We start from the raw sequence: 21,413 nt of genomic DNA, 5'->3' as shown, positions 1-21,413 counted from the left end.
AAACAGCAAACAATGACAAAGGATGATGCTACCCAAATAATGCTGTTCCATGATTATCTGTATGGCACTCATAAAAACAGCATCCAGGCTCAAAGCCGTTTGGTTCGTGATTTTGGTTTTAAACCGGATCGTTTTCCGGTTTGCAGGCCCGGCATTTTAAGCGACGGTACGTTACGCCCGGACACCAGCCGGGTATATACGTTCCGGGAAGTGAGCGGCAATACATATGCCCATCTTAACAGCTTAGATCTGCGCACGCAAGGTAAAAGATTAACAGTACCTCAATCCTCCTATTCTGTTACAGGTTCAGACATGAGGGCAGCAAGGGATAACACCTATTATAGAAATAACAGCGTTGCCGGCAATTATTTTTCAAAAAACTGGATACCCTTATCAGGTATAGGAATGGCAGCTACCGGTACAGCTACCGAGGCCTATTTGACCATCAAAGATTATGAAACATTTAAAACAGTAGTAAAAGAAGGGAAGTTTATTGCTAACTGGAACGGGAAGCGGGTCTGGAAAACAGGATTCAAAGGCAATGCAGCCGTTGCTGCTGATGCTGTTGCTGTTGAAAAAGCGGCTTTTAATGCCACTTTTAAAACAATGAAACTTGTAAAAGTAGCAGGTCATTTAACCGCAGCCGGCGGAGTGGTGTTATCAGTTGCAGACGCAGCGAATAAAGGATTTACCGCCGAGGCAAACGGCAAACTGGCCCTGGACGTAATCATGACCGGGGTGGCCTTTATTCCTGGTCCCGGCTGGATCATTTCGGGATTGTATTTCCTGACGGATGGGGTGCTCACACTTTCAGGAAATGACTGGTGGCATGAAGTATGGCAAAACTTTATTTTACCAACAGCAAAAAGTATTGAGGATGCTGCTGACAGTTATTATAAAGCCAGGAGGATCATGTACGTACCTTAAAAACTCATTGTTGATGCTTTTCCTTAAATATTTTTTTTTCAGGATTTATATGTTCTACAATGCAAGATGGCCGGACAAAGATCCGGATACGTATGCTTTTTCTTTAACCGCTTTATTCACCCTTTTATTGATTTTGGGTATTATACTGAATTTAAATAACATATTGAATATTCCGATCATCAACATTAATTCTAAATACAAACTTCTCTACCTTCTTGGTGGTATAGTAGCATGTTTACCCATCTATAATTACTTAATAACAAATGACCGATACAAGTCTTTTTGTAATATCAATTATTATAAGAACACAATATTTCAGTCTACAGGTTTTGGAACTTTTTTTTGCTGGGGTTATGCCATGCTTCCGGTTATACTGATTATTATAAGCGCGATAATGCAAAAAAGATAGCACTATAGTTCTGATAACAATTAAAATGCAGATAATACGATCCATACAAAACAGGATTTATGAAATCAGAGGTGAACGGGTGCTTCTTGACTTTGACCTGGCAGCGCTGTATGAAGTGGAAACAAAGGCGTTTAATCAGGCTGTAAAAAGAAATATCAAACGCTTTCCAAAAGACTTTATGTTTCAGCTCACCCGTCAGGAATGGACCAACATAAAACCAGAAGTTAATGTAGCATATATTGAAAGCATTGATAATCAAAATACTACAGGGAACCGGTCACAATTTGTGACCGGTTCCCAAAGGCATCGTAGTACATTGCCGTATGCTTTTACCGAACAGGGCGTGGCGATGCTGAGTGGTATTTTAAACAGTGATCGCGCTATTCAGATGAATATAGCCATCATGCGGGCATTTGTGGAAGTAAGAAAAATTTTGCTGCAACAAAATGACATTAAAGAGCAGATAAAAGAATTGAAAGAACGAGTCGGCGGGCATGATGTGCAGCTCAGCCATATTTATGATGCGCTCGAAAATTTATTGGATGAAAAAGCGGCTGAGCGAAAATGGGAAAACAGGGAACGAATAGGATTTAAAAAATAATCCGGTAAAAAAAAACAGGCAATTTGAAAATGGATAACTATTTCACGGAGCTGGCAGCATACCATCTATGGGCAACAGAAATTACCTGTGGCTGGTTAAGCAATATCAGCAATGAGCAATGGAACCAGCCGGTCATCAGCAGCTTTGGCAGCATCCGGCAAACAACGCTCCACATGCTTTCTTCAGAAGATGCCTGGGTGCAAAGACTGCACGGAAAAGAAAATGTTGAGCAGTTAGAAAAGACGTTCCAGGGCACGAAAGAAGAGCATATTGCGCTATGGAAACAATTGTCTGGGCAATTCAAGGCATTCGTTACAGCCTTTGATGAAAGCCGCCTGAGCGACCAGCTTCATTTTAAGCGTTTCAATGGTGAAGCATCTTCCGCAAAATATTACCAGCTATTTGCACAGGTCGTCAATCACGCCACTTATCACCGTGGCCAATTGGTGACCCTGCTCAGGCAGGTGGGTTATACGGATGTAAATGCTACAGATCTTATTGTTTATTATCGCAATTAAAAAAAATTAAAAGGCAGCTTAAAAAATAAAATATGGAAACGATCCAGTTAAAAAATAAAACAGCCGGAACAAACAAGAAAGCGGCTCCAAAAGCCTCAGCAGCAGTAAAAAAGGGATCAACCCTTACAGGCAGCCAGGCTGTAATGGAAGCATTGATAGCAGAAGAAGTAAATACCATTTTTGGCTATCCCGGCGGGGCTATTATGCCTATTTACGATGCATTGTATGATTATACTGACCGGTTGCAGCACATTCTTGTACGCCATGAGCAGGGTGGTGTACACGCCGCCCAGGGCTTTGCGCGCACCAGCGGTAAAGTAGGTGTTGCCTTTGCTACCAGCGGCCCCGGTGCCACCAACCTGGTGACCGGCCTGGCAGACGCGCAAATTGACTCTACTCCCCTGGTTTGCATCACCGGCCAGGTGTTTGCCCATTTGCTGGGAACAGACGCTTTCCAGGAAACAGACGTGATCAATGTGACCATGCCGGTAACCAAATGGAATTACCAGATCACGGATGCGGCAGAGATCCCCTCTGTTCTTGCAAAAGCCTTTTATATTGCCCGCAGCGGCCGGCCCGGCCCCGTGTTGGTAGATATTACAAAAAATGCGCAGCTTCAGCAGTTTGAATATCCGGGCTACCAGAGATGTGAGCATGTGCGCAGCTATCGCCCCAAGCCCATCATCCGCAAAGAATACATAGCAGAAGCTGCAAAGCTGATCAACAGCGCTAAAAAGCCTTTTGTGATCTTTGGTCAGGGCGTGATCCTGGGCCAGGCAGAAAAAGAATTTAAAACCTTTATTGAAAAGGGCAACCTCCCCGCAGCATGGACCATCATGGGCGAAGGAGCCATTCCAACTAACCACCCCTTAGGTGTGGGAATGCTGGGCATGCATGGTAATTACGGACCTAATGTTTTAACCAATGAATGCGATGTGCTGATTGCGGTAGGTATGCGCTTTGATGACCGCGTTACAGGACGGTTAGACAAATATGCCAAACAGGCTAAAGTAATTCACCTGGATATAGATCCGGCAGAAATTGACAAGAACGTAAAAACAACCGTTGCCGTTTGGGGCGACTGTAAGGAGACCCTGCCTTTATTAACCAGGCTGATTGAAGCAAAAGACCATTCAAAATGGCTGAAACAATTTAAGAAGTACGAGGCGGAAGAAATAAAGGAATGCATTGAACCGGAAATGCACCCCAAAGGCCCTGTAATGTCCATGGCAGAAGTGATGGAGGCGCTGAATGAGCTGACAAAAGGCGATGCCGTTATTGTAACAGATGTGGGGCAGCACCAGATGGTGGCCTGCCGTTATGCAAAATTCAACCATACAAGAAGCAATATCACCTCGGGCGGGCTGGGAACTATGGGGTTTGGATTACCTGCTGCCATAGGAGCAAAATACGGTACACCAGACAGAACCGTGGTTGCGATTATTGGTGATGGCGGATTCCAGATGACCCTGCAGGAACTGGGCACCATTATGCAATTCGGGGCGGCTGTAAAGATCCTGATCCTGAATAATGAGTTTCTGGGAATGGTACGCCAGTGGCAGCAATTATTCCATGACAGGCGTTACTCCTTTGTAAACATCACCAGCCCCGATTTTGTAATGCTCGCAAAATCCTATGGAATAGAAGGCCAATCCATCGATCAGCGCGCAGACCTGAAAACGTCTCTTAAAACAATGCTGGATCATGATGGGCCATATTTGCTGGAAATAAAAGTAGGCAAAGAAAATAATGTATTTCCGATGGTGCCGCAGGGCTGCAGCGTAAGTGAGATCAGGCTAAAGTAGTCGAACCCTGATGGCAGCTGCCGGATCAAAAATAAACAAATAATGCAGGATAATATTTTCCCGGACATCCCTGTTCAGTATAACAATATACTAAGCGCTACAAGATCATTAGATTTCAATATGGCATCTGATCTGCAAACGGGTAGTCTTTTAAAAACCTTAGTGGCGTCCAAACCTGGTTCCAATATCCTGGAACTGGGCACAGGGAGCGGGCTTTCGGCATCATGGATTCTGGAAGGAATGGATAAAAGTTCACGGCTTACAAGTATTGAAAACAATGCAGTTTTGTTAAACATCGCGAAGGAATACCTGAATGATGACCGGGTTAGTTTTGTTCTTGCCGACGGGTATGAATGGATCAGCAGTTATACCGGCCCGGGGTTTGATTTCATATTCGCTGATGCCATGCCAGGCAAATATGACCTGTTTGAAGAAACAATTGCGCAGCTGAACGAAGGTGGCTTCTATGTCATTGACGACATGCTACCACAGCCCAACTGGCCGGAAGGCCATGCGGCAAAAGCAGCGGCCTTTATAACAATGATCGGTAAAAGAAAAGACCTGGCGATTACCAAATTAAACTGGTCTACAGGAATCATTATTGCCACAAAACATTCTATGAATCCATAATGGTAACCGAACCGGCCATATTGAATATCAGATCCACCCCGGTTGTTGAACATTATCAATAAAACAATGGAGCAGAAATCAACAGTAGAAGAAATAAAGCAACGGTTTGACAACGATGTTGAACGGTTTTCGAACCTGGATACCGGGCAGGTATCCACGATTGATGCAACCGTATCACTGGAGCTGATCACCGAGGCGGCAAAACGGATCGTTCCGGCGGCCACCCAATTGCTGGACATCGGCTGTGGGGCAGGCAATTATACGCTTATGATGCTAAAGAAATTGCCGGAGCTGAACTGCACGCTGAATGACCTCAGCAGACCCATGCTGGATAAGGCTTTTGAAAGGGTTTCTGCAGCAGCCCGGCATAACGTAACCCCCGTTCAGGGAGACATCCGGAAAGTAGTACTTCCGGAAAATCACTTTGATATTATTCTTGCCGGGGCGGTTTTACACCATCTGCGGGATGATCATGACTGGGAAGCCACGTTTCAGAAACTGTACAATCTGCTGAAACCGGGTGGTTGCCTGATGATCTCCGACCTGGTCACACAGGAAAGCAGCGCCGTCAGTGATTACACCTGGGAACGCTATGGCGATTACCTGGAATCGGTCAAGGACAAAGCCTACCGGCGGACCGTGCTGGAATATGTTGCAAAAGAAGACAGCCCACGCTCCGTAACCTACCAGTTAGAGCTGATGAAGAAAACGGGTTTCCGCATAACAGAGATCTTACATAAGAACATGTGCTTTGCAGCTTTTGGAGGAATAAAGTGAGTGATGAGCGATGAATTATTGTTGATGAAAGAAAAACGGTCGATACAACTAAGTCATTTTATAAACAGGAATAAATCAGAAATTATGTTTTTACAACTGGCGCATACAAAAACAGAGATCTACAAACTAACGGGATCATTTGTTGTGGCTCGTTGTAAAGCAACAGAGCCCTTCCCAAAAGAAGAAAAATTTTCTCTCGTCAATCAAATAAGAAGAGAAGCTATATTGGCTCATTTGAATCTTGCTGAAGGGTGTTCCAGAAAATCCAGCGCTGAAAGATGCCGGTTTTTTAAAATATCAAGAGGCTCCGTTATAGAAGTTGATGCAGCATTAGATTTAGCTACAGATCTCAGTTATACAACAATCGATGAAATAAAACATTTAGAAGAACCACTTATCAAGTGTTACAAACAACTTTCCGGATTGATTAAATTCACCCATTATTGATTATTCATTACTCATTATTCATAATTCAAACACAGAATGAAACAACAATACACCATTACCGTTTACGCAGAAGACCAGATCGGTTTACTGGCGCGCATTACCATTATTTTCTCAAGAAGAAAAATAAACATTGATGCATTGAACACTTCTTCATCTGAAATACCGGGCATACACCGTTTTAATATCCTGATTGAGGAAACAGAGGAAGTAGTAAAAAAACTTTGCAGGCAAATAGAAAAGCAGGTAGAAGTGCTAAAGGCCTATTACCACCTGAATGATGAAATTGTATGGCAGGAACTGGCGTTATATAAAGTACCTACCCGCCAGGTAACTGAAAAGATGGTGGTAGAGCGCATTTTAAGAGAATATGGTGCGCGTGTGGTAGCCATTAACAATGACTATACGGTTTTTGAATGTACCGGCCACAGGGAGGAAACTGATAAACTGGTGTCCCTCTTTGAAAAATACGGGCTGATCGAATTTGTTCGCGGTGCGCGCGTAGCCATTATCAAGGCCAGCGAGGGATTTCATAAAAAGATCAAGGAATTTGAAGCAAAGCAGCCTGGCGAAGAGGTGATCGAAAATCAATACCTGAATGAGCAGGACAAAATATTCAGTATGTAAGATTAAAAAGGTATTTTAAAACCAGACTATGGATATAGAAAAAACCATACCGGTGCTCCGGATCTTTGATTACCCAAAAGCCGTTGAATTTTATGTGCAGTGGCTGGGATTTACCATTGAATGGGAGCACCGGTTTGAGCCCGGTATGCCTGTTTATATGGAAATCACCAAAGGCAATCTTACCCTGCACCTGAGTGAGCATCACGGCGATGCATCTCCCGGTGCAAATGTGTTTCTCTGGTGCACCGGCTTAAAAGCGTTTCATAAAGAGCTGGCCGGCAAAAATTATAAATACAACCGTCCGGGGCTGGACGAAACCTTTTACGGTTCCTGGTGCGTAACGGTCAATGACCCTTTCCATAATAAAATTTCTTTTAACGAAAAAAAAACTGACCACAAAGATTGAGCAATGTATATATTTGACATCATTAACAGTACCCGGCAAAAGGCCATAGCGATCATCAACGAAACTTCTCTCGGAGACCTGAACAGGATCCCCTCAGGGTTTAATAATAATATCGCCTGGAATTTCGGGCACCTGGTCGTGAGCGGCTACAGCCTTGTTTTCCGCGCCACACAGGCGGACCCTGATTTCCTGATTCCCCACCTGGATCAATACAGAAAGGGCACCCGCCCGGAAACGCCGGTAACAACAGCAACAATCAGGGAGCTCATTGAATTATCCAATACCTTTACCCCGGCCGTAAGGGACGCGGTGAACAGTAACCGGTTTGCGAGCATTGCGGAATATACCACCGATACTTTTGGTGTTCCGGTTACAACCATAGAGGATATGATTACCACAGTAGCGCTTCATGATGCAGTCCACTGCCAGATAATCAGGGATTACAAACGCATTTTAAATACAGAAAAATAATTATTTTTAAACCTGTCTGCCGTCGGGCAGGCAATAAATCAATCACAAAAGCTTTATAACAAACTAAAGCAAAAAACTAAAAATCAAATGGCAAAGTTAAATTTTGGCGGCGTTGAAGAAAACGTAGTGACCAGGGAGGAATTTCCATTAAGCAAGGCTCAGGAAATTTTAAAAGACGAAACTGTGGCAGTTATCGGTTATGGAGTTCAGGGGCCCGGTCAGGCCTTAAACCAAAAAGACAATGGCATCAATGTAATCGTTGGCCAGCGTAAAAATTCAAAAAGCTGGGATAAAGCTGTGGCAGATGGTTTTGTTCCGGGTGAAACGTTATTTGAAATTGAAGAAGCATTACAGCGCGGCACCATTATCTGTTACCTGTTGAGCGACGCAGCCCAGATAGCGCTGTGGCCTACCGTTCAAAAATATTTAACTCCCGGCAAGGCCCTGTATTTCTCTCATGGCTTTGGCATCACGTTCAATGAGCAGACAGGCATTGTACCTCCTAAAGATGTTGACGTATTTTTAGTAGCCCCCAAAGGCTCCGGTACTTCTTTGCGTCGTATGTTCCTGCAGGGCCGCGGGCTGAACAGCTCCTATGCTATTTTCCAGGATGCTACCGGCAAAGCAAAGGATCGTGTTATTGCATTGGGCATTGCAGTAGGCAGTGGATACCTGTTTGAAACCGATTTCAAGAAAGAGGTATTCTCTGACCTGACTGGTGAAAGAGGTACATTAATGGGCGCGATCCAGGGGATCTTTGCTGCACAATATGAAGTACTGCGTTCCAAGGGCCACTCTCCTTCTGAAGCCTTCAATGAAACAGTGGAAGAACTGACCCAATCTCTGATGCCGCTGGTTGCAGAAAACGGCATGGACTGGATGTATGCCAACTGTTCTACAACGGCCCAGCGTGGTGCTTTGGATTGGTGGAAAAAATTCAAGGATGCCACCCAACCTGTATTTGAAGAGCTGTATGAAAGCGTGGCAACCGGTAAAGAATCCCAACGTTCTATCGACAGCAATTCCCAGCCTGATTACCGTGAAAAACTGAATGCAGAGCTGAAAGAACTGCAGGAAAGCGAAATGTGGCAGGCAGGAAAAACTGTACGCAGCCTTCGCCCGGAGAACCAGGCGGTATAAACGGCTAAAGCCCTTTTAAAAGAGGGTGTATCAAAAGTCGTCATTTCGAGCGAAACGTAGTGTAACCGGAAAAATCTTATAAAATGTTTTGTATTGATTATGAGATATCTCCGTTTTGCTTCGCTTCAGCCGGTATGACGGCTTTTTTTATTTTGACACAGCCTCTTTTATATGCAGCATAGCAGTATTCTGCAATATTATTAATACAGCAAGACGCGGAATGTCAATTGTCCATAATAAAAACGCTACAGGTGATAAGAAGATGGCATTTCTTTTACCCCTAAACTATAAGAGACAATTATGAAGAACAGATGAAGACGCGGCAGCCCGGACAAGGCTTTTTGAAGCTTCAATGAATATAAGCCGGGCGCATAATGATCTGTTAATTGACAAAGGGTTCATTATTGATAACGAATCAATTAAAAAATAAAGAACTTGCTGCTGCCAATCCCGCGTGTTTCACATAGTTGCTCTGGCATAGTAGTTGATATTAGCTTAGTATAGAGCTATTAAAAACTATTTTTATGAAAAAGAAAATTTTGCAACTTTCAATGGCAGCGTTTGCCCTGATATTCGTAAATGCTGCTGACGCGCAAATAGGCGTGGGATCTGCGGTGAAAGCTTCTGTAGGCGGCTCCGTTTCATCGGCTGTAAGCGCCACAAAAGCCGCATCTGCAGCAACCAATGCTGCAAATAAGGTGTCCGCTGCAACTACTAATACGGTGGACAAAACAAAAGCCGCCACTGCAAATGCGATAGACCGGACAAGAACAGCTGCGGGCAATGCAGTAAATAACACAACTGTTGCTGCAAAAAGCGCAGCTGCTTCAGGCGCTGCTGTAACTGCAGGCGCACCAACTTCCGGTTCCGTTTCCGCCGGCGCATCCGCTACTGGGAAAAAAGGTAATGTGGCCGCACATACCCATGAAAACGCGGTCATACAGGCAGGTGATGTAAACGCAGGCGCTAACGGTGAAACCGCTACCGGCGTACAGGCAGCTGTTCCCGGTGCAAAGGCAAAGGCCAAAGAAACAGCTAAGACAATCACTCAGGAAACAAAGAGCGCAGCAAAAGCCGTAACAACCGGTGCCCAGAAAGCAACCGGTAAAGCAAAGAGCATTCTTCCGTCTGCAGGCGCAACGGTAACGGTGAGCGCTTCTGGTAGTGGCAATGCAACCACTAATCAATAAAATCCATAATGATTTATTTCTTTATTTAACCTGAATTCATAAATACCAGCCCTCTTGTAACAAACAAGAGGGCAATTTTTACCCTGTAATGAAACTTAAAAACCGGCAGTATGCATATGCTGAGAAAAAAGACAATCCCTGTTGCCCTGCTAATGCTGGCTCCTATATTCTGCTTAGGGCAGCAGGACAGCACTAAAAAAAACGAACTGAGCATAGGAGTTAATTACCAGACAAGACTGCACTATTTTGGAAGAACAGACAGTCTTCAAAGCAGTGGCCTGTTACCTAATATCGGTTTTCAGTTAAAAAACGGTCTGTATATACAGAGTAATTTCATTTTTATTCAGAACAAAGCCTCTTCTGTAACCTATGCCGGAACAACCATAGAAGGCGGATACCGCTTTAAACCTTCAAAACAATTTAATGGCAATATTTTTTATACGCAGATCCTGTACAAGGATAAAAGTGAGCTGCCCCAATCAGCATTAAAGGCACAAACGGGGATTAACGCCAGTTATAAAACCGTAGTCAACATTAACGCCGGTGCTGATCTAAAGTTCAGCGGCAAGCAAACAGATATCGGCACCACACTTGGCTTAGATCATATTTTTGTTCTGCATAAGGCAGGCAGTCATGTAGCCTTTGCAATAGACCCATCGCTGTACATGTATGCAGGCACTCAAAAATTCACTAAAACGTATATTGAGCGAAAGAGTTTTTTGGGAATACCTGTATCCGAACAGGAAACGACCCAAACATATGATGGGTTTAACATTTTAGCATACGAAGCATCCGTACCGGTTGTTGCTGTTGCAGGAAAGTTTTATGCGGTAATAATACCGGCCTATGTTGTGCCGCAGCATTTACTGGAAGGAGAAACCGGCAAAAATCTGTTCTACCTGACCCTGGGGGTTGGCTTTAAGTTTTCAAAGTAGCATCAGATAATAAAATTATACTGATTCCAAGCGTAAAACCTTTATTCCTTTTACCTTTGGGCATGAGCATTGAATTTGAAAAAGCAACTGAACGGTTAAAAGGCATTGTTGCCAATACGCCTTTACAATACAATCAAAACCTATCCAGGCAATATAATTGCGCTGTTTATCTTAAACGCGAAGATCTGCAGGTGGTACGTTCCTACAAACTGCGGGGCGCCTACAATATGATGAGCTCTTTGCCAAAAGAAAAGCTGGAATGCGGCGTAGTATGTGCCAGTGCCGGCAATCACGCTCAGGGCTTTGCCTACAGCTGCAAGGCATTAAACATCCGGGGAATCATTTTTATGCCCTCCATCACTCCCAAACAAAAAATAACGCAAACCCAAATGTTTGGAGGAGATAATATTGAGATCCGGTTAACCGGAGACACATATGATGACTGCGCCAACGTAGCTAAAAAATTTACGGCAGAAAATAATATGACCTTTGTTCATCCTTTTGATGATGAAAAAATAATTGAAGGCCAGGCTACAGTTGGTGTGGAAACCTGGGAGCAGCTTAAAAAGATCGATTATATTATTATTCCCATTGGCGGCGGTGGGTTATGTGCCGGTGCGGGTACTTTTATAAAAAGCATAAGTCCTCAAACCAGGATCATTGGCGCTGAGCCGGAAGGCGCCCCTTCAATGACCGAAGCATTAAAAGCCGGTTATCCCGTAGAACTAAAAAATATTGACCGTTTTGTAGACGGTGCTGCTGTGAAGCGCGTAGGGGATATCACTTTTAACCTGTGCAAAACTATTTTAGACAGGGTGCTACTGGTGCCCGAAGGAAAGATCTGTACCACTATATTACAATTATATAATAAGGATGCCATTGTGGCTGAACCGGCAGGAGCCATGTCGATAGCTGCGCTGGACCTGATCAAAGATGAAATAAAGGGTAAAAATGTAGTGTGCATTGTAAGCGGCAGCAATAATGATATTGACCGGATGCAGGAAATAAAAGAACGGAGTTTACAATATGAAGGGCTCAAACATTATTTCCTGATCAACTTTGCGCAGCGACCGGGCGCCCTGAAGGAATTTGTAAATGATGTACTGGGACCGACGGACGATATTACCCGCTTTGAATACATGCAAAAGACCAATAAGGAAAGCGGCCCCGCCTTAATTGGTATTGAATTAAAGAACCGGGAAGACTATTTCCCCCTGATAGAGCACCTCGAAAAAATGCAGATCGAATTCACTGAATTGAACAAGGATGACACCCTTTTCAGTTATTTGGTATAATCAATCATTATTGTTTTTGCATATTGGTCATATGCCCATCCGCATCAAAATTCATGTAAAATTACTGCGGCACTATTATGCGTCTTCACGCCGCTTGTTCCTGTCAATATTTACAATCCTGGTACGATATATGAATTAAGCTTTTAAACATGTAATCAGCAATGAAATGGTACATCGGTTGTTCCGGTTTTTCTTATAAGGAATGGAAAGGTCATTTTTATCCGGAACCGCTCGCTCAGAAAAACTGGTTCACCTATTACTGTACCCAGTTTAACAGTATTGAAATCAATTCCAGTTTTTACAGAACCCCTTCTTCCAAAAGCCTGAAAAACTGGTACACAGGAAGCCCGGAAAGCTTTTTATTCAGCCTGAAGGTACCCCGGTTAATTACCCATCTGCACCAGCTTAAAAATTGCGAAGATCTTTTAACTGACTTTTACCAGCATATTTCAAAGGGCCTGAAAGAAAAGCTGGGCATCCTGCTGATGCAGTTCCCTCCAAAATTCAGCTATACAGATGAGCGCCTGGAACTGCTTATCAATAGCATTGCGCCTCATATGAAAGTAGCCGTTGAATTTCGTCACGATTCCTGGTTCCGGCAACCGCTCATTAAGGAGCTGGGAAAGCAGCATATTGTTTTTTGCGGTCAAAGCTACCCCGGAAATATTCCCGATACCGTTTTTATAAATGCATCAACTGCCTATTACCGCTTTCATGGCAAGCCTGTGCTCTATAAGTCTGCATACCCGCAAAAGACGTTAAAAAAGGTATTTGAAACAATACATGCCGCACAGTATTTAAAGGAAGCCTATGTATTCTTTAACAATACATGGGGAACGGCCGCAATAGAAAATGCGCGACAGTTTGCACAATGGATATAAAACACCCCAAAGCCGGTCTTTTTCAAACAGATCAGACATATAGGATAAAACGATTTTAAAAAACAGCTGTTCCTGCTGACAATCCCTTGTCACCTGTCTGTTTTAGCTTTGAATTTATTAAAGCAACAGATATGAGCAACGGAAAAACAAAAGCAGCAACAAAGCTAACGATCAATGAACAGGGTTACTGTACATCTCAAAAAATAAATAAGAACCAGCCGGTTCCAGATGCGCCTGGCAAAGCGGCACAGGACCCCTTCCGGCAAATGATCGTAACAATTCCGCGGTTCTGGGCATTCAGTCTAAAAAATATCGGCCAGGGCTCCCTGTGCTGATTTTTTATCCTGATAGCATTGCTGACAAGCAACTGCCTTCATGCTTTTACGGATATAACCGGTAACAATCAATCTTCCCCAACCAGGAACACTGCATTTGTAAATAGCAGCTTCCCATTTTCCCAGAAGTTCCGGAACAGCACATCATCCGTCAGATAAATGATGTTTCCCTTACCAAGATCCTGTACGGCAAACAGAACGCCGTCTTTCATTTTTTTTAATAATTTCGTTCCGGTGAACCCGGACATCTTATTATCTGAATTGATGATGCCCACATTCCATCCGTCTTTTGCAATAGGCCTGTAAATCTTATTGTCCATCTTCAATGTATAGTAGTAGTCCGGATAACCAAACATCAGCGGGTGCGTATTATCAACCCTTACCCTGTATATGGATCCGGGTGTGGTTTCAGAAACCTCTTCCCGCTCACGGCTGCCAAATACAGATGGCTTTATAATACTGTCTTTCCGGGAGGCGCTGTCCTCCTTGAGTTTCAGGCTGCACCAGTCCAGTTTTGACAATTGGGTCACCGCGCTTTCCAGCGCAATCAGTCGTCCCCCGTTTCTTACCCAGGCTGCAATAAAGGCCGATGATTCTTTGCCGGAAAGAAAATCATAATTGCCATCAGGTACAATGATCACATCCACATTGCCCAGATTCAGTTTATTGAGGTCGTTACTGTTTACCAGGCTAACGGGATATTTTAATTCATTATCAAAAAAACTCCACACTTCACCAGCAGCATAGGCACTGGCTTCCGGCCCCGTTACCAGCACTACCCGCGGCGCTTTAACAGCCCGTACTGAAGGGCTTCCAAAATCAAATCCTGTATCTACCATGCCCGTGCTTACGGCAGATACGGGAACCATATTGCTATCTGCTGCGGCCTTCACCTTTGCAAGCAGGTCGCTTGAAGGCAGGTTATTGCCTGTTTTTAAAATGATCACAGCGCCTTTTGAGAACTTCTGATGATTGAACGTAAAATCGTTTTCCGCAATCCGCAGTTTTACCCGGTTTTGCAGCAACTGTGCCGCAGCCCTGGCGGTATTCATTCCCCAGGGCATTACGTACCCATAAGCCTCATTTATACCCCCCCGTACCTCATCGTTGGCAGTAACGGCATTAACGGTAAAGACCTGTCTGGAGGCATAGCCTTTTAGACCATAGGCATAAGGAAGTGCCCAGGCAGTAATGTCATAGGTTACAGAATCGGTAAGCCTTGATTCCGGTTCAAACAACACCTGTATCAGTGCGGATCTGGGCTGCCGGGTGCTGACCACTATATCCTTTTTTTCAATGGAGAAGGTTTCTTCCCTGCGGGTATCGTAATTCCACCCTTTTCCGCTTCCGGTGGCAGTACCATAGCGGATACTGTTTTTCGTCAGTAATTTTTTCAGCGCATCCAGTTTTTGTTCATCTGCTTTGCTGTATTTAATAATAAAAGACCTGTAGCTGCCGGTTTTGCCTTCAGCAGCGTTTGCAAAATAATCGCTATACTGCTGCAGCAGCTGTGCTGCGTTTGCTGATGCGGTTTCCACCGTGCTTAACCCGGTAGTAACATGATGCGCCACCCTGCTTACCAGGGTCACGGTATCTCCGTCACCGGCCTGTACGGCAAGCCCGGCACTTATTCCGCCCTGCTCGTAGGTCATGCCTATTGCTCCGCTATACAGCGGGTATGTATCGCCATAGGAAGGGTAAAACAGATCAAAGCGCTCTTTGGTAAAATATAGCCAACCCTTCTGGTCAAAATACTTAGCGTGGTTTTTACCGATCACTTTCTGAAAATCGCGCTGCCATTTGGTTAATACATCGTGGTAGGGTTCTGCCGCGGGAGCAAAATAATAGGGGGCATTGTATCCCTGCTCGTGAAAATCTACGTGTATCTGGGGTAGCCATTGGTTGTACAATGCCACACGGTACCGGCTTTCCTGCTGTGTTTGCCAGGCCCAGTCGCGGTTCAGGTCAAAATTATAATGGTTGCTTCTGCCCTGGGGCCAGGGCTCCCTGTGTTCCCGTGCCTGTGGGAAGGCGTTGGCTGATTTGCCTACAACGCCATTATACCAGTTCACATACCGGTCGCGGCCGTCAGGGTTCAGGCAGGGATCAATAATTACCAGTGTATTTTTCAGCCATTCCTTCGTTCCGGCATTGGCGGGGTTTACCAGTTCGTATAAAGTAAGCATGGCGGCCTCAGATGAGGCCGGCTCATTACCATGCACATTATAGCTGAGCCAAACAATAACAGGCGCCCCGGCAGCCTGGGCCTGCCCGTTAGCCATTGCCAGATTTTTTTGACGGATTGCATCAATATGCTGCAGATTTTGCTCTTCCCCCACATAAGCCACTATCAAAGGCCGGTGCTCATTGGTTTCGCCATACTGATACAATTGCACCATTTTGCTGTTGGCGGCCACATGCTTAAAATACTCCACTAACCTGTAATGCGGTGTAAAACGGTTACCCGGTTTATAGCCCAAAAAACTTTCGGGCGCCTGTAACTGGGAAAAACCGCTTGTACAATACCACCCAACTGAAATAAGAAGAAAAAATCTTTTAAACATAAATTTTCTGTAATGATGCGCTTTTTATGGCCTGTTTACAATTAATAGCTTGCGCATACAGTGCCCGCAGCCCTTCGTTCCCGATGACCGGGCATGCCAGATGGTTTCATAGCTGATGCTGTACCTTCTGCGAAAGACCGATGGGATCAGCGAAAAATCTGGTATATGAAAACTACCGGCGAATTTTCAAACAGGCACTCAGTACCCCGGGTTCTGCTTAATTATTTTTTCAGAAGCATCCACATCCCGCTGCGGGATCGGGAATACCAGTTCGTTGGCATTCCAGTCAAAATCACCCGTTGCCAAATGAAGCCTTCTCAGATCATGGATCCGGGTTCCTTCAAAAGCCAGTTCATGAAACCGCTCATCCAGTATCGCCTGAAGCCCGGGGTTCACCACAGGATCCAGCCCCACTCTGATCTCATTCCGGATCTGTGCCAGGTCCTGCTGCGGAGTGGCGCCAACCGTTGTGCCCAACCGTTGATTACATTCTGCACGGTTCAGGTACATTTCTGCAATACGCACAACCGGCAGGTTTTGATAAGGTGAAAGCCATTTTGAACAGTACATATTCCCGGGCCTTCTGCCTGTACCTTCATAATACCACCCGGTGCTCCTGTAATCACCTGCGGGATAAGTATCTATAAAACCCGCATCAATACGTACATCTGCACGGCCGATCCCGTCCAGGCTTGCATAAAAGGTAGCCATGCCGTCGTTGGCATCTCCCGCGTTATTTTGTTCATTCTGCTGAATTTCCCAGATTGACTCATCAGTATTTTTGTTTGCAAAAACTGCAGAAATGGAAGCATTCATTTTATACTTCCCGCTTTTGATTACTTCCGATGCCGCATCACGGGCTTTTACATAGTCCTGCTGTTGCATATATACCCTGCTCAAAAAAGCATAGGCTGTAAATTTATCGGCTCTTGTGCCATTGTCATCTGGCAATACCTGAATGGCTGCCTGAAGGTCTTCTATTACCTGTTTGTATACTTCTGCAACAGACGATCTCGGTGTTTTCAAAAAGGCCTGGTCTTCTGTTGTTGTGGGTGTGGTTTTAATTACAACACCCATCTGGCTGTTGCCGGGCGTAGCGCCCCAGGGCAGTGCATATAACCGCACCAATTCAAAGTGCATGATCCCGCGGATAAAATAAGCTTCGCCCTGCAGGGTCTTTTTTAATTCTTCATCCTGCACCTTGTCTATATTTTCCAATACAATATTTGCATTATTGATTGCGGCGTATGCATCTGTCCAGGTACGGGTCACGTCTGCATTATCCGGGGTCATCTGCTTTAATGAAATATCATCATAGCTCACAAAGGTGCCCCTCCATGAGCAATAGTCTTCACTTGCCAACAGATCCGGGATCATCAAAAGGTTGGTGCCATACAGGGACCCTCTTCCCATAATGGAATACCCTCCTATGATCAAGGCCTCAACATCCTGATCATTTTCAATAGCATTACCAGCCTCGATGGACTGCTCCGGTGCAACATCAAGGATTTTTTTACACGAGAACTGTATCAGCAGGCAAAAGCTCATTGCAATTATATAAAATACTTTTCTCATTTCTTTGTTTTTTAGTGAGTCAGATTATAAATCAACATTCAGGCCTATCAAAAACGTTTTGGCCAGGGGGGGAGTATAAAAATCGTGATTGAGGTTTACAGAACCGATAAACTGGGTATTGACTTCAGGGTCGTAACCTTTATACTTGGTTAATGTCAAAAGGTTTTGCCCAGACAAAAACAATTTAATATTACTGGCTTTTACTTTACCGGCAAGCTGCCTGGGCAAACTGTAGCTCAACGTAACAGATTTTAAACGGAAATAGGACCCATCCTGTACCCACCGGCTGCTTTTATTGGTGCCGTTGCCTTCGTACAACCTTGGTTGCGGAACATTCGTAACATCCCCCGGCTTTTTCCAATAGTTCATTTGATCCACTGTTTGGTTATCAAAATAGTCACCATTTACCGACTGGAAGATCCCTGCCAGGTTAAAGATATCACCCCCTTTTACAAACTGGGTTAAGATATCGAGGTCAAAACCTTTATAGGAGATCTTATTATTCCACCCGCCATAATAATCAGGGTTCGGGTTGCCCACAACGGTATCTACTGCCAGCCCGTAATCATTAGTGGTGGTTCCGTCCGCCTTCATATACAGCGCATCCCCGTTATCCGGGTCCACACCCATATATTTTTTGGTATAGAATTGCCCGAAAGGAGCCCCCACAGCTAACCGGCCTACATTTCGGTCAGTAGGCTGTACGGGAGCTACCAGCCTTGTTACTTTATTTCTGTAAGTAGATATATTAAAGGAGGTAGTCCACTTAAAAGCCGCATTTCTTATCACATCCGCATTCAGCACAAACTCCCAGCCCTTATTCTGCATATCACCTATATTTTTTGTAATAACGGTAAAACCGTTTACAGATGGCAGTGGAATATCCAGCAGCAGGTCTTTTGTTTTCTTAAAGAAATAATCCACTTCACCAGAGATGCGGTTATTCAAAAAGCCAAAATCAAGGCCTAAATCAAACTGATCTGTTTTTTCCCAGCTCAGGTTGGGATCGCCTACCTGGGAAGCTATAATACCCGCAATATTTGCATAAGGAGAACTTTCAAACAATGTCAGCGAGCTAAAGTTCCCGATTTCTGCATTGCCCGTTCTGCCATAGCTGGATCTCAGTTTCAGAAAACTGAGCGCTTTCGATTCTTTTAAGAAATTTTCCTGCGAAATAATCCATCCCGCAGAAACAGCGGGAAATACCCCGTAAGGTTTATTTTTACTAAACCTTGAAGATCCATCGGCACGAACACTTGCGCTCAGCAGGTACTTCTCATCAAATTTGAAGTTAGATCTGAAAAAATAAGACATAAACCGGTATTGGGTGGCTGTTGAGGAGCCACCTGTAATAATAGCAGCACTCGCTATTCTTGTAAATTTATCACTTGGAAATGCCCGGCCGGTCACATTCTCTCCGCTTACTTTCCCGTTCTGATATTCAATTCCCGCAAGAGCATCCACATCGGTTTTGGCAAAAGATTTTAACCAGGACAGGGTATTAGTGGTTGTAAATATTGAACTGGTGGTTTGCCCTTCATAACTATAGCCGCCGGGAGCGCCGTCCTCAGTGCGCCTGCCAAGGAAATTCGATTCCTGCAAGTTTGTCCAGTCAATACCATTCTGGCTGCGGAATTTCAGGTTTGGAAGAATATTCGCTTCAATAAATGCACTGCTTGTTGTACGGTAGATCTTGTTCCAGTTCCGGTTATTTCCTTCCACTTCAATCAGACTATTGTAATAAAGCGTATTCCTGTTCAGTAATCCGGTAGCCGGATCATACATAGGCTGTATAGGAGGCAATGCATTTAGCTGAACCGGGTTACTAAAAGCGTTATCACTGCTGACCCGGTAATTATTGGTCTGGTTCAGCGAAATATTAGCCCCTACCTTAAAAATCTTATTCAGATCATGCTCCAGGTTTATCCTGCCGGTTGCCCTGGTTAGCCGGTTTCCGATAATGATCCCTTTCTGATCATTATAACTGGCACTTGCAAGGAAACGGGTGCGTGCATCACCTCCCGATACTGAAGCGGTATATTGCCGTACATACCCGTTTTGAAACGCTGCTTTTGCCCAGTTGGTGTTATTATTGCTGTTCCAGTCATCTGTACCTGTTTCGGATGCAAACTCATCAGCAGCATTATATCCCGCATTTTCAGCCGCTGCCGTGAACAGTTCCCTGTACTGGTCTGCGTTCAAAAACTGCTGATAATGTGTGGGGGTAGACCATCCGTTGGATATACCAATATTTACTTTTGTTTTACCCTGTTTTCCGCTTTTTGTGGTAACCAGAATCACCCCATTGGAAGCGCGGGCGCCATATATGGCGGCTGAAGAGGCATCTTTCAGAACTTCAATACTTTCTATATCATCCGGGTTCAATGTGGCCAGCGGATTGTCCGGCTCATCGGAACTGCTCAGCTGCTGGTTAACCACCGGAACCCCATCTATAACCACAAAAGGCTGCTGACCGGCAGAAATGGAAGAGATCCCTCTTACCCTTATTTTTAACCCCTGCCCCAGCTTGCCACTGCCGGAATTAATAAAAACACCAGATGCCCGCCCCTGCAGCGCCTGCTCAAAACTACTGACCGGTTGCTCTTCAAAATCTTTTGCACTGACCCTGCTGATTGAGGAAGTAACATCCCTTTTTATTTTGGTACCATACCCAACAACCATAACTTCGTTCAGATCTGTGCTGCCGCTCGTTTTCAAGCGTATATCCAGTTCCGGGGCCACTGTTACTTCCTGCGTTAAAAAAGTAACAGCAGAAACCTCCAGCGCATCAAATCCCTTAGGCACTTTTAGCGAAAAGCGTCCGTCTTCCCCTGAAATCACTCCCTGCCTGGTACCTTTTACTACAATACTTGCCCCGGGGATCGGTTCACCGGAATCGGCATTTTTAACTGTCCCCTTCACATCTGTTTGCGAGTAACTCACAATAGAAAACAGCAATCCTAAATAAAAAAATAAGATCTTTCTCATGTCTTGCTTTGATTTAAAATGTAAGGTTTAGATAATGAAAAGTAATCAATCATCCAGTTACTGCAAAAAAAATTATGAGGACTGCTGTTTTTTGTTCTGCTGCTGACAGCCCCTTGTCACTCCCCCGGCATAGTTTTGAACTATAAATCAACAACAAAGCATCATGACAACTACAGCAAAACAAACCACAGCAGTGAGCAAAGAACAATTATTAAAGCACTGGCAGGGGCACCGCAATCTTACCCGCAGGGTGATCGAGGCCTTTCCTGAAAAAGAGCTTTTTGAATTTTCAATAGGCGGTATGCGGCCTTTTGCCAAATTAGTTGCAGAGTTACTGGCGATCGGTGGTCCTGCACTTAAAGGAATCGTGGAACAGGATGAACGCCCTTATAATGAAGCAGCTTTTGAGGCAACCTCCAAAAAGGAGCTTTTAAAGCTCTGGGACACTGCTACCAAAACGATCAATACCTATTACAGGCAAATTCCTGAAGCCGGCTTTCAAAAAATAGTTAACCTGTTCGGGCAGTATGCGTTTCCTGTTTATGAAAATATTTTTTATTTCATAGACAATGAAATTCATCACCGGGCGCAGGGGTATGTTTATCTGAGGGCACTGGGCATTACCCCTCCGTTCTTTTGGGAAAGAGGTAAATGAGCTGTACGTACAGGACCAGTGTCCTGTCAATTCTAAAGTGCAGAGCAATATTTCCCGCAGAAAAGCGCAGAATGATTTGATTATCTGCGTCAGTCAGCGCATTCTGCGGGAAATTCCAAATGAACATTTAGGCTGCCAATGACAGACTGCATTATACGTTGAAAACCAATCATACTTTAGTCATGCTGAATTTCCGCCCGGACAACCCCGGTTGGACGGGTATTTCAGCATCTATGTATA

Annotated in this window: 20 protein-coding genes; 17 read left to right on the top strand and 3 right to left on the bottom strand. The window is 44.5% G+C overall.

Translation table 11 applies throughout. The annotated features are described in order from the left end of the window. The first annotated feature begins 12 nt into the window (after positions 1-12). From A8C56_RS02065 to A8C56_RS01985, 16 genes are all read left to right on the top strand, one after another. Complete coding sequence (locus A8C56_RS02065) at positions 13-927, top strand: hypothetical protein (protein ID WP_067751376.1); 915 nt, start codon at positions 13-15, stop codon at positions 925-927. A 434-nt stretch (positions 928-1,361) separates the two neighbouring features. Continuing rightward, the gene (locus A8C56_RS02055; protein WP_067751371.1) at positions 1,362-1,937 is read left to right on the top strand and encodes an ORF6N domain-containing protein; all 576 of its coding nucleotides are present in this window, start codon (positions 1,362-1,364) and stop codon (positions 1,935-1,937) included. A gap of 29 nt (positions 1,938-1,966) precedes the next feature. Next, positions 1,967-2,455, top strand: coding sequence for a DinB family protein (locus tag A8C56_RS02050; RefSeq protein ID WP_067751369.1), 489 nt, complete (start codon positions 1,967-1,969; stop codon positions 2,453-2,455). A 32-nt stretch (positions 2,456-2,487) separates the two neighbouring features. Then, positions 2,488-4,260: a biosynthetic-type acetolactate synthase large subunit gene (gene ilvB / locus A8C56_RS02045; RefSeq protein WP_067751367.1), complete on the top strand. Its 1,773-nt coding sequence runs from the start codon at positions 2,488-2,490 to the stop codon at positions 4,258-4,260. 42 nt (positions 4,261-4,302) lie between these two features. Beyond that, positions 4,303-4,890, top strand: coding sequence for an O-methyltransferase (locus A8C56_RS02040; RefSeq protein ID WP_067751365.1), 588 nt, complete (start codon positions 4,303-4,305; stop codon positions 4,888-4,890). Between the two features lie 66 nt (positions 4,891-4,956). Beyond that, positions 4,957-5,667 carry a class I SAM-dependent methyltransferase gene (locus A8C56_RS02035; protein ID WP_067761495.1) on the top strand — a complete coding sequence of 237 codons (711 nt, stop codon included), beginning with the start codon at positions 4,957-4,959 and terminating at the stop codon, positions 5,665-5,667. 3 nt (positions 5,668-5,670) lie between these two features. Next, the gene (locus A8C56_RS02030; protein ID WP_245645712.1) at positions 5,671-6,114 is read left to right on the top strand and encodes a four helix bundle protein; all 444 of its coding nucleotides are present in this window, start codon (positions 5,671-5,673) and stop codon (positions 6,112-6,114) included. A gap of 36 nt (positions 6,115-6,150) precedes the next feature. Further along, positions 6,151-6,738, top strand: a complete 588-nt coding sequence (ilvN, locus tag A8C56_RS02025) for an acetolactate synthase small subunit (protein ID WP_067751362.1) — start codon at positions 6,151-6,153, stop codon at positions 6,736-6,738. 28 nt (positions 6,739-6,766) lie between these two features. Beyond that, a complete protein-coding gene (locus A8C56_RS02020; RefSeq protein WP_067751359.1) occupies positions 6,767-7,144 on the top strand; it encodes a glyoxalase superfamily protein in 378 nt (125 codons plus the stop codon). A 3-nt stretch (positions 7,145-7,147) separates the two neighbouring features. Further along, on the top strand, positions 7,148-7,615 hold the full coding sequence (locus A8C56_RS02015) for a DinB family protein (RefSeq protein WP_067751354.1): 468 nt from the start codon (positions 7,148-7,150) through the stop codon (positions 7,613-7,615). Between the two features lie 87 nt (positions 7,616-7,702). Beyond that, on the top strand, positions 7,703-8,755 hold the full coding sequence (gene ilvC, locus A8C56_RS02010) for a ketol-acid reductoisomerase (RefSeq protein ID WP_067751347.1): 1,053 nt from the start codon (positions 7,703-7,705) through the stop codon (positions 8,753-8,755). 524 nt (positions 8,756-9,279) lie between these two features. Then, a complete protein-coding gene (locus tag A8C56_RS02005; protein ID WP_067751345.1) occupies positions 9,280-9,945 on the top strand; it encodes a hypothetical protein in 666 nt (221 codons plus the stop codon). A 110-nt stretch (positions 9,946-10,055) separates the two neighbouring features. Next, on the top strand, positions 10,056-10,880 hold the full coding sequence (locus tag A8C56_RS02000) for a hypothetical protein (RefSeq protein ID WP_067751343.1): 825 nt from the start codon (positions 10,056-10,058) through the stop codon (positions 10,878-10,880). A 62-nt stretch (positions 10,881-10,942) separates the two neighbouring features. Next, positions 10,943-12,175: a threonine ammonia-lyase IlvA gene (gene ilvA / locus A8C56_RS01995; protein ID WP_067751340.1), complete on the top strand. Its 1,233-nt coding sequence runs from the start codon at positions 10,943-10,945 to the stop codon at positions 12,173-12,175. A 161-nt stretch (positions 12,176-12,336) separates the two neighbouring features. Further along, positions 12,337-13,056, top strand: coding sequence for a DUF72 domain-containing protein (locus tag A8C56_RS01990; protein WP_067751338.1), 720 nt, complete (start codon positions 12,337-12,339; stop codon positions 13,054-13,056). 131 nt (positions 13,057-13,187) lie between these two features. Further along, positions 13,188-13,391, top strand: a complete 204-nt coding sequence (locus A8C56_RS01985) for a hypothetical protein (RefSeq protein WP_067751335.1) — start codon at positions 13,188-13,190, stop codon at positions 13,389-13,391. A gap of 68 nt (positions 13,392-13,459) precedes the next feature. Here the strand turns inward: A8C56_RS01985 and A8C56_RS01980 are convergent, their stop codons facing one another. From A8C56_RS01980 to A8C56_RS01970, 3 genes are all read right to left on the bottom strand, one after another. Next, entirely contained in the window at positions 13,460-15,955 is a 2,496-nt protein-coding gene (locus A8C56_RS01980; protein WP_067751333.1) for a M14 metallopeptidase family protein, read from the bottom strand. A gap of 198 nt (positions 15,956-16,153) precedes the next feature. Then, positions 16,154-17,530, bottom strand: coding sequence for a RagB/SusD family nutrient uptake outer membrane protein (locus A8C56_RS01975; RefSeq protein ID WP_067751328.1), 1,377 nt, complete (start codon positions 17,528-17,530; stop codon positions 16,154-16,156). A gap of 24 nt (positions 17,531-17,554) precedes the next feature. Beyond that, positions 17,555-20,518, bottom strand: coding sequence for a SusC/RagA family TonB-linked outer membrane protein (locus tag A8C56_RS01970; RefSeq protein WP_067751325.1), 2,964 nt, complete (start codon positions 20,516-20,518; stop codon positions 17,555-17,557). A gap of 163 nt (positions 20,519-20,681) precedes the next feature. Here A8C56_RS01970 and A8C56_RS01965 point away from each other — a divergent pair, with 163 nt between their 5' ends. After that, positions 20,682-21,173, top strand: a complete 492-nt coding sequence (locus A8C56_RS01965) for a DinB family protein (protein WP_067751324.1) — start codon at positions 20,682-20,684, stop codon at positions 21,171-21,173. Positions 21,174-21,413: the final 240 nt, after the last annotated feature.

The sequence above is a fragment of the Niabella ginsenosidivorans genome (assembly GCF_001654455.1).
In the GTDB taxonomy this organism is placed as follows: Bacteria; Bacteroidota; Bacteroidia; order Chitinophagales; family Chitinophagaceae; genus Niabella; species Niabella ginsenosidivorans.
The sequence above is the reverse complement of the archived record's forward strand: the minus strand, read 5'-3'. Positions and strand labels throughout refer to the sequence as shown.

Bases quoted from the DNA above. Each gene is read 5' to 3' on its own strand.
- A8C56_RS02065 (WP_067751376.1), top strand. From the start codon at position 13: ATGACAAAGGATGATGCTACCCAAATAATGCTGTTCCATGATTATCTG.
- A8C56_RS02055 (WP_067751371.1), top strand. From the start codon at position 1,362: ATGCAGATAATACGATCCATACAAAACAGGATTTATGAAATCAGAGGT.
- A8C56_RS02050 (WP_067751369.1), top strand. From the start codon at position 1,967: ATGGATAACTATTTCACGGAGCTGGCAGCATACCATCTATGGGCAACA.
- ilvB (WP_067751367.1), top strand. From the start codon at position 2,488: ATGGAAACGATCCAGTTAAAAAATAAAACAGCCGGAACAAACAAGAAA.
- A8C56_RS02040 (WP_067751365.1), top strand. From the start codon at position 4,303: ATGCAGGATAATATTTTCCCGGACATCCCTGTTCAGTATAACAATATA.
- A8C56_RS02035 (WP_067761495.1), top strand. From the start codon at position 4,957: ATGGAGCAGAAATCAACAGTAGAAGAAATAAAGCAACGGTTTGACAAC.
- A8C56_RS02030 (WP_245645712.1), top strand. From the start codon at position 5,671: ATGAGCGATGAATTATTGTTGATGAAAGAAAAACGGTCGATACAACTA.
- ilvN (WP_067751362.1), top strand. From the start codon at position 6,151: ATGAAACAACAATACACCATTACCGTTTACGCAGAAGACCAGATCGGT.
- A8C56_RS02020 (WP_067751359.1), top strand. From the start codon at position 6,767: ATGGATATAGAAAAAACCATACCGGTGCTCCGGATCTTTGATTACCCA.
- A8C56_RS02015 (WP_067751354.1), top strand. From the start codon at position 7,148: ATGTATATATTTGACATCATTAACAGTACCCGGCAAAAGGCCATAGCG.
- ilvC (WP_067751347.1), top strand. From the start codon at position 7,703: ATGGCAAAGTTAAATTTTGGCGGCGTTGAAGAAAACGTAGTGACCAGG.
- A8C56_RS02005 (WP_067751345.1), top strand. From the start codon at position 9,280: ATGAAAAAGAAAATTTTGCAACTTTCAATGGCAGCGTTTGCCCTGATA.
- A8C56_RS02000 (WP_067751343.1), top strand. From the start codon at position 10,056: ATGCATATGCTGAGAAAAAAGACAATCCCTGTTGCCCTGCTAATGCTG.
- ilvA (WP_067751340.1), top strand. From the start codon at position 10,943: ATGAGCATTGAATTTGAAAAAGCAACTGAACGGTTAAAAGGCATTGTT.
- A8C56_RS01990 (WP_067751338.1), top strand. From the start codon at position 12,337: ATGAAATGGTACATCGGTTGTTCCGGTTTTTCTTATAAGGAATGGAAA.
- A8C56_RS01985 (WP_067751335.1), top strand. From the start codon at position 13,188: ATGAGCAACGGAAAAACAAAAGCAGCAACAAAGCTAACGATCAATGAA.
- A8C56_RS01980 (WP_067751333.1), bottom strand. From the start codon at position 15,955: ATGTTTAAAAGATTTTTTCTTCTTATTTCAGTTGGGTGGTATTGTACA.
- A8C56_RS01975 (WP_067751328.1), bottom strand. From the start codon at position 17,530: ATGAGAAAAGTATTTTATATAATTGCAATGAGCTTTTGCCTGCTGATA.
- A8C56_RS01970 (WP_067751325.1), bottom strand. From the start codon at position 20,518: ATGAGAAAGATCTTATTTTTTTATTTAGGATTGCTGTTTTCTATTGTG.
- A8C56_RS01965 (WP_067751324.1), top strand. From the start codon at position 20,682: ATGACAACTACAGCAAAACAAACCACAGCAGTGAGCAAAGAACAATTA.